Raw genomic sequence first — 13570 nt, 5'->3', positions numbered from 1 at the left:
ACGGATTTAAATAACCTATTATTTCAATCAATATCAAAAATATTTTTCAAACTTAATTAACACTTCGTTTTTGTTATATGAGTATAGCCAATCAACATTGCTATTGTTTTTTCTGTACCGATAAGTGATTACCGGAGTTAAACCAAAAACATCAAATTTAGGCATACTGAGAATGGCCGAATAGAGTTGTTCATTGTCTCTACGACGTGCACTTAATGGTACACTGTAATCACCAAACTGCCTCTGTCGTAATGCGGTAAATACTACCGCATTAATTCCCGGATACAACTGAGTGGAAATACCCGCTCGTATGCCTTTCTGTTGATAATCATCCGCTTTCTCAACACTGGTTTTATTAACCCAATCACCACCCGTAAAGGTAATTGTCTGATCAGTTAAATAATAAGATAAGGTGGCATAAACAGAAGTCATATTACCGTCATTATGATTATAAAGTTTATGATAACGAAACTGTTTATATTCACCTTCAAGATTCAATGCCAGATTTTTTGATAGAATATTCATCCATTCAGTTTTCACTCCTGTGGTGCGATAACGAGAATGATTACCAACATGATTAAACTCAATAATTGGACCTATCAGAAAATCATTTTTCTGTGCCTTATAGTTATATCCCAAATAAGCGGAAGTTGTATTTTCATTTTCCTCACTATGATTACGATAACTTTCACCATAAGTCATTGAGCGCAAGGATATACCATGGTGACCACTTAGCGGGTATATCTTACGTAACGTAGCATCATAACTGATACCATTTGCCTTCTTTGCCAAAGGCAACTTGCGTTCAACGATACAACTGCCATTTTCAGCATATTCCTTGCAAACAGGAGGCTTATTTGGTGACATATTAGTATTGTCGTTAAAAATATATCCTACGGCAAAAGACCCACGCCAGGCATTACGCAATTCAATCGCATCTTGATAGCTGGTTATATTCTTAATGACTGCTGGTGGTAATTTATTTTCGTTATCGTGATTTGCAGCAGAAATTTCATTAAACAGTAAACCTGCCTCTTTATTTTTCTGGTTTTCATAATAGACCCTGGCTAACTCCAATTTAGCACGGGTGAAATCAGGTTGCTGGTGCAAAATAGCTTGATAATGCTGTTCTGCCGCCACTAAATTACCCTGCGAGCGGGCAAGATTCGCCTGAGCAAAATGTACCAATTGCATGTCATGCCTAGGTAACTTCTGATACATCGACAAAAAACGCTCAACATCCTTTACTTGTTGATGATTAATGGCTAAATACAGCGCCTGACCAACCTCATTCACATTATTCTCAACACTGAAAGTCTGACCATTAAGGACTATCGATAAATGATCAGTATTCTCATTCACAGTTTCATCAGTAACAAGCTCTTTTTCTTGATCCTGCAAATTTCGCTGTACATTATGCCACAATCTTCTGCCAGCATCTTCATCTGCCAGAACCAAAGAGGGATAAATAAACAAGCAACTGAGCAGTATGGTAAAACGGATAATGGGGATATTTAACATCGGAATATCACTACTTAATAGTCGGACCAATAAATAAACAAAATAAGACAAAGCCTATATGAACTTTGCCTTATTCAATCAATACAAGCTCATATTATGGATTTTTAGTCCCGCCAAAGGCGGTATCTTTACTATGATCCGAATTAAATTTAGCCACCCCAGCTAAACTCGACGCATTATCACCAAAGAAGTGGCCGCTGTTTGTACCAGCAACATTTCCGGCTGTCGCCGTCCCGGCAAATGAACCATCTGCTCTAATTCTGGAATTAATGCCGACGGTCAGCACACTATTCGCTATTGAACCAGAAAGTTTTTTCTGTCCGAAATCAGCAGTGAATGTGCCTTGCAAAGCATTGCTGCCACTATATTGGTTAATTCCTTTAACCGTATAAGTCGCTATACCTCCAGTCGGTAAATTGGCCGTCACATCTTTACCGGAATAATAGGCAGTATGAGTCGTATCATTTACCTGACCGGTTTGTGACCATTCACCAAAATAGACATCAGCATTAGCCACTTTACTAAAGTTAAATACCCCCATACCACCATGGGTACCCGATCCAGGCATAGAAATTTTATGAACGCCATTCGCATCCGCTGCGACATAACCGGCAAGACTTGAGAAACCAGTGACCTTACCTTTAGCAATAGAATGCACCCCAATTCCCGGCTCCCCACTAGGAGTTGGATGACCGCCACCACGCGCGTCAGTTACCCCAATATTAATACTGGGGCTATTCTGATTAAAATCTTGAGTTTGCCCAAAACCTGGCGCAGCTATTGCTTGTGTTACTAATCCACATGTACCTAATACTGCAATTAACACTTTAACTTTGTTCATAGCATATTCCTTATGTTAACTAATTAAATGTTAGAGATTGCTTATTACATAGTTTTAGTACCGTCCGAAGACTGACGCGCATATTAACGTACTTTTAATAAAAAATGAAATGATAATCATTATCATAAAATCATTATGTGAACTTGTATAAAATGGCAATAAATACACTTAACTATTTAATTATTAAATCAATATTTACCATAACCTTAGTATAATAGGGGGAATAATCTTAGATAGATAAAACCAATAATAAGTGTAAAAAAATTAATACACAGTAATATATTCTAAAGTAACTATTTCATTTTGAAATTAATTTATTAGTTACTATTATATTAGTAACTAATATAATGGCAATTATTGATCCAAAATTTATCAAAAAATATTTAACAATTTAAAACAAAAATCAATAAAGGATAATTTATCTTATTGATTTAAACAGAAATAAATTATTATAAAAAATTGAAATATGATCATTCAACAAACCTTCGCTAATATATCATTTACTAAAACCACTAAAATAGACATATTGCCTATACGGATTAAAATGCCATTACAATATTATCTCCCGCCTATAATGGATTTAATAACCATAAATTTAAAATGTAAATTTTTATTCACAATGAAAATTTTTTATGAAATATTGATACTATTTTTATCTTACATGAAAGAATTGAATAAGTTATTTACATAACTTCATAAATTCCCTAGCTTTTTGCAGGGAATTTATGTAGGTGCGATAGTTATCAGGCCGATTTAATTAAGGATTTAACTGAGAAACTATCGCTCTCGTCCTCACCTTTAATATAATAGACAGTAAAATAGAATTCACAAAAAGGCCTAAAACCAAACCATACCAAAATCCCACAATGCCCATACTATCAGTTATCCAGTTTGTCAAAGCCAAAATAAACCCCAGTGGTAAACCCACTAACCAATAGCCAAATAAAGGTGCGTAAAATACTGATCGGGTATCATGAAAACCACGCAAAATACCCGCTAAAGTGCCCTGTAAGGAGTCAAAGAATTGGAAGAAACAGAATAGAAAAGCCAGGCTAAGTGCGATTATTATCACTGAGTCATCGTTAGTATAGAGTGAAATCAATGGTGCCGCGAAGAAATATATTATAAAGCCAAAAATTACAGAGACAGATAATATCAATGAAATCGAAACTCTTATCACACCCATTAATGATGTTCTATCTCTCTGCCCAATATAGGAGCCCACTCTCACCGTTGTCGCGGTCGCAAATCCGGTGATGACGGTATAAATGATAGTGACGATATTAAGCATAATATTATGTGCGGCAACAGTTTGAGTGCCTAAAGGCGCAACAGATACAGCAACCACATCAAGAAAAACCATTTCAACAAAAAAAGCCAATCCACTAGGAATGCTAATATAAAAAGTCCTCAGTAAATCTTGATATTTTGGGAATTTTAAACGAAACCGATATCGCCGATATTCATTTTTTAGTAAAAAATAAATAACTAAACATGCCGCACTTAGGTTATTAATAATTGCCGTTGTAATACCTGCGCCAACGCCGCCCATTTCTGGCAAACCAAATTTCCCGTAAATAAGCATGTAATTTAAGGGTATATTCAGTAATAAGGCACCAGAAGATAGGTACATAGCAATTTTCGTGTCTTCTAATCCTTGCAGAAATGAACGAAAAACATTAAATATCATCACCCCGGGAACACTAAAGGCCATAGCAATAACATAACCCTGTGTAATATCTAAAATATGATCATCCAATCCTATAAACGCAAATAGCTTGCTAATTAACATTAATAATAAAATTATTGGTATTGAAAGTATCATCGATAGAAACAAATAATTTTTAAGGCTCTCTTTGACCCCTTCTTCATTACCTTGCGCTTTGTGCTTTGCGACATCTGCCGCAAGCATGATAATAGTCCCATATCCCAACACAAATATAGGGAACCAAATACTACTTCCTAACGTTACTGCCGCTAAATCAGCGGTAGCATAGTGACCAGACATCACAATATCCACAACCCCCATTGCGGTACGTGCTATCTGCGCAATAATGATGGGGAAAGAAAGTAAGAAAAGTTGTCTTAATTCCTGCCAATTTGAAAATTTAGCCATAAAAATACCATTAATTTATCGATTAGCTCCAATATTGATCATACTAACAATAAATTATAACCAAAATCATTCGGAAAAATTTTAAAAAATTTAAAATTATGGGCATATCCTCTATTTTTGTTCAGGAAATAGAGGGGAATAAATCAGGTAACCTAACGAAAACGAACTACTTCACAAAAAATTTTGTGATCTTTCTAAAAGATTAGATATTTATTTACGTCTTTTATTCTCATTTTCCATTTTAATAGTTAATGTTACTCGACTTAAGTAGCTTTTGCTTTTTGTGATAATGTCCACATAATTAAAAAATAGCGACGGCCGATATCACTGAATTAGTCACATCTTTAAATTATTTATTTAATTAATAAAGAATTAGCGAAAATATAATGTCTAATAATAAAATCTTTATTGTTTTAGCGATACTGGTGATGGGGCTTTCACAATTTCAACCGATAAAACGACGTCTCAACCTGTCAAAACTACGGTGCAAATTCATCCTCAGCTTGGTTAAATTTGCCAGGCAATCGCATCTATCCTATTTAGTCAAAATAACGATGAGGTAGCGTATATGCACTACATTCGGCCCAGTGATAATTCCCTGTGGAAAATTAAATGTCGTTTAAATGGCGATCGTGTCGAATGGGCTTCCAATAACGTCGATAACATTGGTCGTCGGAGAATTGAAGAAAATGACGAAAAAATCACATTTTCTATCACCGGAAATTCCCTTAAGCTGATAGATACCTACTCCGACAGTTCATCAATCAAACAAATGTACACGTTAAATTCCTTGTGAACGGCAGTAAGTGGAGCTGTAGTTTTGATAAAAGCCACTTACATCTATTCATCAAAGATACATGTAATCTTACTGATATAGAGAAGAGACCGAAAATGAAACCAGAAACTCTTGCGATCCACGGCGGATATTCTCCCGATCCAACCACCAAAGCCGTTGCTGTCCCTATTTATCAAACAACATCCTATGCGTTTGATAATACTCAACACGGTGCCGATCTGTTTGATTTAAAGGTCGAGGGAAATATCTATTCCCGCATTATGAATCCAACTAATGACGTACTGGAAAAACGGGTTGCTTTACTTGAAGGCGGGATAGCCGCATTGTCGGTCGCATCCGGTATGGCGGCTGTCACCTGCGCTATTCAATCCATTGCCGGAGCCGGGGATAATATTATATCTGTTGCCAAGTTATATGGCGGCACCTATAACCTGCTGGCTCACACATTGCCCCGGTTCGGTATTGAAACACGCTTTGCCGACCATGATGATATTGCAGCATTGGAATCACTGATTGATGATCGGACCAAAGCGGTATTCTGTGAATCCATTGGTAACCCGGCAGGTAATGTTGTTGATTTGAAAAAGTTTGCCGAAGTGGCTCACCGTCATGGCGTTCCTTTAATCGTTGATAATACTGTCGCCACACCTGCGCTTTGCCGGCCCTTTGAACATGGTGCCGATATTATTATTCACTCCCTGACCAAATATATAGGAGGACACGGTTCCACTATTGGCGGCATTATTGTTGATTCCGGTAACTTTCCTTGGGAAAAACATAAGCAACGTTTCGCCATCCTAAATAACCCGGATCCCTCTTATCACAACGTCATTTATACCGAACAGTTCGGCAAAGCCGCATTTATCGGGCATTGCCGGGTCGTACCGTTACGTAACATGGGTGCCGCGTTATCGCCTTTTAATGCTTTCCTTATTTTGCAAGGGCTGGAAACGCTGGCATTAAGAATGGAACGTCATACTGAAAATGCCCTGAAAGTGGCTCATTACCTGCAAAATCATCCTCAAGTTAGTTGGGTAAAATATGCAGGGCTGCCAGACCACCCAGAACATGAACTGGCACAGCAATATATGAATGGGAAGCCATCAGCCATTCTTTCTTTTGGTATTAAAGGCGGACAGGAATCCGGTGCGCGATTTATTGACGCATTAAAACTGATTGTGCGCCTGGTCAATATTGGTGATGCAAAATCACTTGCCTGCCATCCAGCTTCAACCACTCATAGCCAATTAAATGACGAGGAGTTAGTTAAAGCCGGTGTACCACACGATATGATCCGCCTGTCAATCGGCATTGAACATATTGATGATATTATTACCGATCTTGCCCAAGCTCTGGATGCATCGAAATAATCTAACGTGACAATATACCCCGTTCTGATGAACGGGGTTTTATTCACCAGCTATAACTATTTTTTACTGTCTCTTTTTCAATTACTTTCCTTTAATCAATGTTGCTGATTTTTATTTCCTTTCATTTTCACCAACTAAAACAAAAAGCAGGGGATAACAAATTAAATCGGTAACCCTATCGCCAATATTCGATAAAGTGGCTTCTCCCTATCCCTACAAAAACGTGTAAGAACGTCCAAGTGACGACTATTCACGTCAAACACACAAGGAAAATAGATGAAAGTTCAGCTAGCCTATACATTGTTATTAAGTTCATTGCTCTGTGGGTATGCTTCGGCAAAAATCCCAAATGAATTCAGCCCCACGCCATCATTCGAGGATAATTTCAATGGCACAACACTCAATAGCCAAAAATGGGATTACCGTGGTTTAGGTGTCAGAAATAATTGTATTAATACTCAATCAGCAGTTATTGTACGGAATGGGTATTTAACCATAAAAACCTATTCTGATAGTTCTTCTGGCAAGCTACAAAATTATTGCGGCATGATTTCAACACAAAAAAGTTTCCTACAGTCATATGGCTATTGGGAAGCCGCTGTCAGATTTAATCGCGCCGAAGGTAATCAGGTCGCATTCTGGATACAGTCACCAACCATGGGTAAGGATCTGACGAATCCAGAAAAATCAGGCGTCGAAATTGATGTATTTGAACACTTAGCTGAAGCTAAACAAGATCAATATGATCACGCTATTCACTGGAATGGTTATGGCAGCGCCCATAAGCAATGGTCAAAGAAGTTATCTATGAGTAAACTCGCTGATGGTAAATTCCATAAATTTGCGGTGGCATGGACACCAGATGGCTACACATTTTATGTTGATGATGTTTCTCAACATTTGTCTGGTCTGGAGCAAGTCCCGATTTCAATCGCAAACCAATACATTATTTTAAGCTCTGAAATACCGCGCAGTTATCCAGCTCAGGGTTACGGTCCGATAAATAAAACAACCGCCACATTCGATGTTGATTATGTGAAAGTTTATCCGTATGTCGGTAATCAGAAATAATCATTCCCACTGTATTATTCGCTGCAATAAATTGGGACCGTAGGAAAAATAAGTCCGGTTAGTCAGTGATAATCATTCGCCTTGAATATGAAACAAGTAAAAAAATATTGGCGTCCAATTACTGGACGCCATTTTCTCATTAGAATGTTACATTCATTTTAACCCATATCGTTCGCCCGGGTTCATTTACTGAGGTGTTTGATGAATAACCAAAGGTGCTGTTACCTGCAAGGTTGAGGTGCTCGCTGTATTCTTTATTCAGAATGTTGTCGATACCTGTGCTGACTTTGATATTTTTGTTGACCTTATAGGCAACGTTTGCCGAAAGTACGCCGAAGCCCGGACTGTCTTTAAAATCTTTACCGACAACATTTCCCTGATCTACAGCAATCCGATGCTGGCTGCTAACCCATCGCCACAAACCGGTACTGCTCCAGTCACCACGTTCATAAGTCAATCCGAAACGAGCTTCCAGAGGTGGGATCTGAGGCAGTGGCTTGTTTTCCGTGGTATTTTCACCCCAAGAATAAGCAAGGCTGGCATCCGTTTTCCAATGATCTGCCAGTTGATAGCCAAAGCCCATCTCTCCACCCATAACATTGGCATTGACGTTATCAGCCTGGCTGAGGCGGGCATTGGTTGGGCTATATCTAAACAAAATAAAATCATTCACACGCCCGACATAGGCTGATACCCAGCTATTAAAGCGTTCTCCCGTATATTGCGCCCCAATATCAAGCTGGGTAGTTTTTTCGCTTTTCACACCATCAAAAGCACTGGCACTGCCTGCCGGACCGAGTTTAGGCGAGAATAGCTCCCAGTAGTCAGGGAAACGCTCGGTATAACCAATACCGGCATAAAACATCAGCGGAACATCAGCGATAGTATGTTCTAAACGCATAAAACCACTTGGCAAAGTATCATTTCGTTCTTTCTCGCTATTGCCGGCAAATTTTTTCACCAGACTGCGATCAAGACGGGCACCGGTTATCAACTCGCTCTGCTCTGTGGCGTACCAAGTCAGCTCGCCAAACAAACCATAATTACGGAATTGAGCATCCTTTTGCCACACGCTGCCTGATTTATTTCGATGGGTATTAGTTTGAGTATCTGCACCACTTTCTAGCTTGAAATCTTGCCATAACCAGGTGCCCATCGCCCGTCCCCCCACAATCCGGCGATCCAGTTGCATGGACATACCACTGTTCATATTCATGTGCATACCACACATATGCTTACAGGTCGCAGAAGGCATGCCCATCTTCCCCATCGACATAGCACTCGGAGAACGCAAGGTTATATTGTCCATAATATGGTTGGTATAATTGTAATAAACCTGAGCTTCAACCTTATCAAGAGCCTCACCGAGGTTAGATTTCTCAAAACGCACGCCGAGGCTTTCACGTTTAAATTGTGAACCATCCATATTACGCCCCGCATAGCGGGCTTCTCCATCACCTTTGCCGGCGGTCAATTCGAGCAGCGTATCTTTATCCGGCGTCCATCCCAGCGCCAGATCACTATTCCACTTATCCCAGCGTGAAGGGACACGATACCCACTACCATCTTTATAATCATGTGAACGGGAGGTATTTCCTATTAAACGTAAATATCCCCATTCATTGCCAACACTGGCATCAACATTGCCATCCCAACGACCATTTGAACCGGTCAATCCGCTGGCATTGACCTTCACTCCCGGCGCATTAAATTTAGGGTGTTCACGCTCAAACCGAATAGTCCCTGCTGAAGCACCTGGCCCCCACAACACGGTTTGAGGTCCTTTAGTGAGTGTCAACAAATCATAACTTTCCGGTGAAATATAAGATGAAGGTGCATCCATCCTGCCAGGACAAGCCCCTTGCATTTCTGCACCATCAGTCAGGATCTTCAGCCTTGAACCAAACATTCCCCGAAATACCGGATCACCATTGGTGCCCCCATTACGGATTTGTGAAAAGCCGGGTATGGTTTTCAAATAGTCAGAGCCATCACTTGCCGGAACCGGCTGACGAGGCGTTTTTGGTGAGGTGACAATTGATAAAGGAGAATACAAAGGCGCAGTGACGGTAATCACATCACCATCATTGGTTTTTGGGCCATTCGCCTGATCGTGCGAATCTGATGTAGTGTCAACCGCATATCCATTAAAAGCAGCCAGCAGAAACAGCGGCATTGCCGAACGGATACAATGGGATAGCATATTTTTTTTATGAGGAGAATTTTTTTCGAACATCATCTTTCCTTAATGTGCATCCGCGCTCCGAAGCGATATGGCTATCAAAAGCGGAATACGATATAGAATCCAACCAAACAGTTTTTGGTATAAGCAAACTTTTCCTGGCTAAGAAGCTAGCAGGACAACGCGTTTCATTATGTTTAAACCGATGAAATTAGATCTGTTCAGGCGGAGCGCGAGGCAACGAATCAGAAAAGATGAAATGCGGCAGAAAGGAAGCTACAGTTTGAATCGGTGGTGGCCGTGAAGTCAGCGAAGTTGACCAGAATAACGGTGTATTCGCCAAATCCAGCATAGGTATATGGATCAGAAAAACGCAGTATCCACAGGCAATATCCTCCAACAGCGACATACCACCACCAGCATGCATACCCATCTGCATGCCATCATGATGGTTAGTGCCCGGTGATGCGGAAGCCATGTCAGAATGCGGCATATTCCTGGGGATATCATCGTCAGATGACATCACCGTATGACAATCGGCCACTCTTGATGAATGAGATTCACCAATGCGCGCATGTTCCAGTGACCGGGAGATCACGGGTGCAATGAACAACATCAATATCGCGAATATACCAAGCCAGGCTGACAAGCGGCTCCGCGATGTGTAAATCTGGATCAGTGACAAACCAAGCCTATTCTGTCGAGAACACATTCAGGGAGGGGATTGTACGTATTTAACAGTCAAATGTTAAAACACTTTATCTAGGAATGTCGCTTTGACGACAAAATTTGATGTTTTTCTCAAGCCAGCACAATTGCTTTCATTAATTCGACCAAAATTTCAACCTGTCACATTGCTCATATTCCCAACAATAAAATCTTTGCAGGAATAATCCTTAAAAGTACCTGGAAAAATATGAAACCCAACGGGAAGTGGTATAACAAGGGTCGCCCCCCCATAAAGCACAAATTCTACTTCACTTGAAAAGTGTCAAAAAGGTACCAACCATGACGACCAAGGTACAAGTCAATTTTACTGGGCCTATTTTCTCTTTAAGAATCCACGCACTGAAAATAACGCCAAAAATCACACTTATTTCTCTCAGGGCCGAAACCGACGCAGCAAGCACAAACATCACGATCCCTTCCAGTACAAACAACCAAAGCACATATGAAAACGGATTGCCACTGAGACGTGCTCCCCGACTATCAAGCAATGTAAACACAGCGATAAAGGCCGCAGTACCGAGCGCGAAACTCATTGCTCGTCCCTCATTATTCTTCGGGAAACCAGCGTGAAAAGTCAGCCATATAATCCCTAAAGCAATCGCGACAATTCCCACAATCTGAGTGAACTCCAGATGAGCACCGAGCAAAATGGCAGAGATTAGCGCCACAAGCAAAGGCGTTGCCCCACGAGCAATAGGGTAGACTTGACTCATGTCTCCATATTTGTAGCCAAGGCTCAGGCAAACCCGATATCCAGCATGAAGAGGAGCAGAAATAATAAGGATCTTCCAAGCACTCGCATCTATCCCGGACATGAATAAAAGCAACCCCGCACAAAGCACACCTGAAGTAGCAGCCATAACGGTAAGAGATAAGAATTTATCTTCATCTTTCTTAACAAAAAGATTCCAGCTTGCATGATCGCAGCGACCATGACTAATCCAAGTGAAAGAGGTTCTATATATTTTTACTCGGTAGATTCACATAATAAGTGCAACATCGTTAATCTGGAAGTCAACATGTTCGTATTCCCTTAAATAATTCATTCGCTGTTTTCCCTCCCCGTGTTTTTCACGGGCGATAGCCATAATCGGCCAACCTGTCTCCGTCTGCCAGTAATTATCAATAACCGGAGTGTTGTCTCATTTCTGTTGAAATCGCGATAAGTGCTTTGGTATCAGGCTGGCTTGCCAGCCAGCGATCCAGTGCGTTGTAACATAGGTTGGTTTTTCCCCCGCAAAACCAGCGGGCAAAGGGAGGGTTACTGTGATCCAGAACCTGTTCAAAAGGTTGTTGCCAGAAAATGCGGCTAGCCTGATCAGCCCAGAAAGAGTTGGGATCATTAATGGATTGTTGGTAAAACGTTTTGAATAACATAATCTCTCCTGGTACTGCGTAAAATGATAGAGCAGCACTCAGGGAGAGCGCCCGCCGATGGCATTTCAGATTAGATAACGTACAAATCAAGGTATTCGTTTACCGGCATGTTTTCCAGTAGCTGACGGTCAAGAGAAACAGACAGAATTTTCCTCTGTTGTGTTTCAGGAAACTGGCGTGCCAGATTGGCTCTGAATTTTTTCAGCAATAATGGCATGCCTTCCTGGCGGCGGCGAGCGTGACCAATAGGGAATTCGACTTTAACTTCATCAAGCTGACTGCCATCTGCAAATGTAACGGTTAATGCATTAGCAATAGCGCGTTTTTCCGGATCGTGGTAATCACGGGTAAAATCAACATCTTCAACACACGCTATTTTTTCCCGCAGTGCATCAATACGGCGATCTGCCGCAACGCTATCTTCATAATCCGCAGCAGTGAGACGGCCAAAGATCAAAGGAACCGCAACCATATACTGAATACAGTGGTCTCTGTCCGCAGGGTTGTTTAACGGACCTTGCTTATCGATAATCCGAATACAGGCTTCATGGGTACGAATGGTGATTTTCGTGATGTCATTGATGGTCTTGCCAGCATCTTTCAGTTGTTGATGCAAGCTCATTGCCGCTTCCACAGCAGTTTGTGCATGAAATTCTGCCGGGAAAGCGATCTTGAACAACACATTTTCCATCACATAAGCGCCATAGGCACGCTGGAATTTGAAGGGCTGACCATTGAACAAGACATCATAAAATCCCCAGCTCTTTGCAGTTAATGCCGAGGGATACCCCATCTCACCCTTTTGTGCCATGAAAGCCAGACGAACCGCACGGGATGTCGCATCACCCGCCGCCCAAGATTTACGTGAACCGGTATTAGGGGCATGGCGGTAAGTTCTCAGCGACTGCCCATCAACCCAGGCGAGCGATACCGCACTCAGGATCTCTTCCCGGCTCAACCCCAACATTTCAGCAACGACAGCCGTCGAAGCCACTTTTACCAGAACGACGTGATCCAACCCGACTTTATTGAATGCATTCTCCAGTGCAAGGCATCCCTGAATTTCATGTGCTTTGATCATGCCCCTCAAAACGGCTTTGATCGTGAGCGGCTTTTTGCCACAAGCAATAGCATTTCTTGATAACCAGTCAGCCACTGCCAATATGCCACCAAGGTTATCGGACGGATGTCCCCATTCAGCCGCCAGCCATGTATCATTAAAATCCAGCCACCGGATCATCGTACCAATGTTAAACGCCGCCTGTACGGGATCGAGCTGGAATTGCGTTCCTGGCACACGCACCCCATTAGGCACAACCGTCCCCGGTACAATAGGCCCCAGCAGTTTTTTACAGGCCGGATATTCCAACGCCTCCAACCCACAGCCTAACGTATCCAGAAAACAATAATAGGCCGTTTCATAAGCGATGGATGATGTGATCGGGTATGCCATAACATAATCCACGATATCCACAATCACCTGATCATATTCAAGACGGTTGTTTACAACAGAGGTAGACATAATAATTCCTTGTTAAAAAAACATGAATGCAGGAAACACCGCACC

The 13570-nt window shown here is 41.2% G+C and carries 10 protein-coding genes and 1 pseudogene; 3 read left to right on the top strand and 8 right to left on the bottom strand.

Annotated elements, in window-relative coordinates:
- Positions 1-33: 33 nt before the first annotated feature.
- The 3 genes from ACUN2T_RS08340 to ACUN2T_RS08330 all read right to left on the bottom strand — a co-directional run bounded on the left by ACUN2T_RS08340 (position 34) and on the right by ACUN2T_RS08330 (position 4478).
- A complete protein-coding gene (locus ACUN2T_RS08340; RefSeq protein WP_445497069.1) occupies positions 34-1521 on the bottom strand; it encodes a surface lipoprotein assembly modifier in 1488 nt (495 codons plus the stop codon).
- A gap of 94 nt (positions 1522-1615) precedes the next feature.
- Positions 1616-2362 carry a Slam-dependent surface lipoprotein gene (locus ACUN2T_RS08335; protein ID WP_445497068.1) on the bottom strand — a complete coding sequence of 249 codons (747 nt, stop codon included), beginning with the start codon at positions 2360-2362 and terminating at the stop codon, positions 1616-1618.
- A 757-nt stretch (positions 2363-3119) separates the two neighbouring features.
- Positions 3120-4478 (bottom strand): MATE family efflux transporter, encoded by a 1359-nt coding sequence (locus ACUN2T_RS08330; RefSeq protein WP_445497067.1) that lies wholly within the window; start codon positions 4476-4478, stop codon positions 3120-3122.
- Between the two features lie 568 nt (positions 4479-5046).
- Between ACUN2T_RS08330 and ACUN2T_RS08325 the strand changes: the two genes are divergently transcribed.
- The 3 genes from ACUN2T_RS08325 to ACUN2T_RS08315 all read left to right on the top strand — a co-directional run bounded on the left by ACUN2T_RS08325 (position 5047) and on the right by ACUN2T_RS08315 (position 7715).
- Positions 5047-5274 carry a hypothetical protein gene (locus ACUN2T_RS08325; protein ID WP_445497066.1) on the top strand — a complete coding sequence of 76 codons (228 nt, stop codon included), beginning with the start codon at positions 5047-5049 and terminating at the stop codon, positions 5272-5274.
- 95 nt (positions 5275-5369) lie between these two features.
- Positions 5370-6644 carry a bifunctional O-acetylhomoserine aminocarboxypropyltransferase/cysteine synthase gene (locus ACUN2T_RS08320; protein WP_445497065.1) on the top strand — a complete coding sequence of 425 codons (1275 nt, stop codon included), beginning with the start codon at positions 5370-5372 and terminating at the stop codon, positions 6642-6644.
- Between the two features lie 276 nt (positions 6645-6920).
- On the top strand, positions 6921-7715 hold the full coding sequence (locus ACUN2T_RS08315) for a glycoside hydrolase family 16 protein (protein WP_445497064.1): 795 nt from the start codon (positions 6921-6923) through the stop codon (positions 7713-7715).
- A gap of 139 nt (positions 7716-7854) precedes the next feature.
- On the opposite strand, the gene ACUN2T_RS08310 is transcribed toward ACUN2T_RS08315, so the two are convergent.
- The 5 genes and pseudogenes from ACUN2T_RS08310 to ACUN2T_RS08290 all read right to left on the bottom strand — a co-directional run bounded on the left by ACUN2T_RS08310 (position 7855) and on the right by ACUN2T_RS08290 (position 13525).
- Positions 7855-9954: a TonB-dependent copper receptor gene (locus ACUN2T_RS08310; RefSeq protein WP_445497063.1), complete on the bottom strand. Its 2100-nt coding sequence runs from the start codon at positions 9952-9954 to the stop codon at positions 7855-7857.
- A gap of 154 nt (positions 9955-10108) precedes the next feature.
- Complete coding sequence (locus ACUN2T_RS08305; RefSeq protein ID WP_445497062.1) at positions 10109-10546, bottom strand: DUF2946 domain-containing protein; 438 nt, start codon at positions 10544-10546, stop codon at positions 10109-10111.
- A 328-nt stretch (positions 10547-10874) separates the two neighbouring features.
- A complete protein-coding gene (locus ACUN2T_RS08300; protein ID WP_445497061.1) occupies positions 10875-11486 on the bottom strand; it encodes an EamA family transporter in 612 nt (203 codons plus the stop codon).
- Positions 11487-11763: 277 nt separating this feature from the next.
- Positions 11764-12003 (bottom strand): annotated as a pseudogene (locus ACUN2T_RS08295) (acetyl-coenzyme A synthetase N-terminal domain-containing protein); the annotation flags it as partial.
- A gap of 70 nt (positions 12004-12073) precedes the next feature.
- Positions 12074-13525, bottom strand: coding sequence for a bifunctional 2-methylcitrate dehydratase/aconitate hydratase (locus tag ACUN2T_RS08290; protein WP_445497060.1), 1452 nt, complete (start codon positions 13523-13525; stop codon positions 12074-12076).
- Positions 13526-13570: the final 45 nt, after the last annotated feature.

It is taken from the genome of Photorhabdus machadonis (assembly GCF_052657765.1).
The sequence above is the reverse complement of the archived record's forward strand: the minus strand, read 5'-3'. Positions and strand labels throughout refer to the sequence as shown.

Bases quoted from the DNA above. Each gene is read 5' to 3' on its own strand.
- ACUN2T_RS08300 (WP_445497061.1), bottom strand. From the start codon at position 11,486: ATGGCTGCTACTTCAGGTGTGCTTTGTGCGGGGTTGCTTTTATTCATG.
- ACUN2T_RS08290 (WP_445497060.1), bottom strand. From the start codon at position 13,525: ATGTCTACCTCTGTTGTAAACAACCGTCTTGAATATGATCAGGTGATT.
- ACUN2T_RS08320 (WP_445497065.1), top strand. From the start codon at position 5,370: ATGAAACCAGAAACTCTTGCGATCCACGGCGGATATTCTCCCGATCCA.
- ACUN2T_RS08310 (WP_445497063.1), bottom strand. From the start codon at position 9,954: ATGATGTTCGAAAAAAATTCTCCTCATAAAAAAAATATGCTATCCCAT.
- ACUN2T_RS08340 (WP_445497069.1), bottom strand. From the start codon at position 1,521: ATGTTAAATATCCCCATTATCCGTTTTACCATACTGCTCAGTTGCTTG.
- ACUN2T_RS08315 (WP_445497064.1), top strand. From the start codon at position 6,921: ATGAAAGTTCAGCTAGCCTATACATTGTTATTAAGTTCATTGCTCTGT.
- ACUN2T_RS08325 (WP_445497066.1), top strand. From the start codon at position 5,047: ATGCACTACATTCGGCCCAGTGATAATTCCCTGTGGAAAATTAAATGT.
- ACUN2T_RS08330 (WP_445497067.1), bottom strand. From the start codon at position 4,478: ATGGCTAAATTTTCAAATTGGCAGGAATTAAGACAACTTTTCTTACTT.
- ACUN2T_RS08335 (WP_445497068.1), bottom strand. From the start codon at position 2,362: ATGAACAAAGTTAAAGTGTTAATTGCAGTATTAGGTACATGTGGATTA.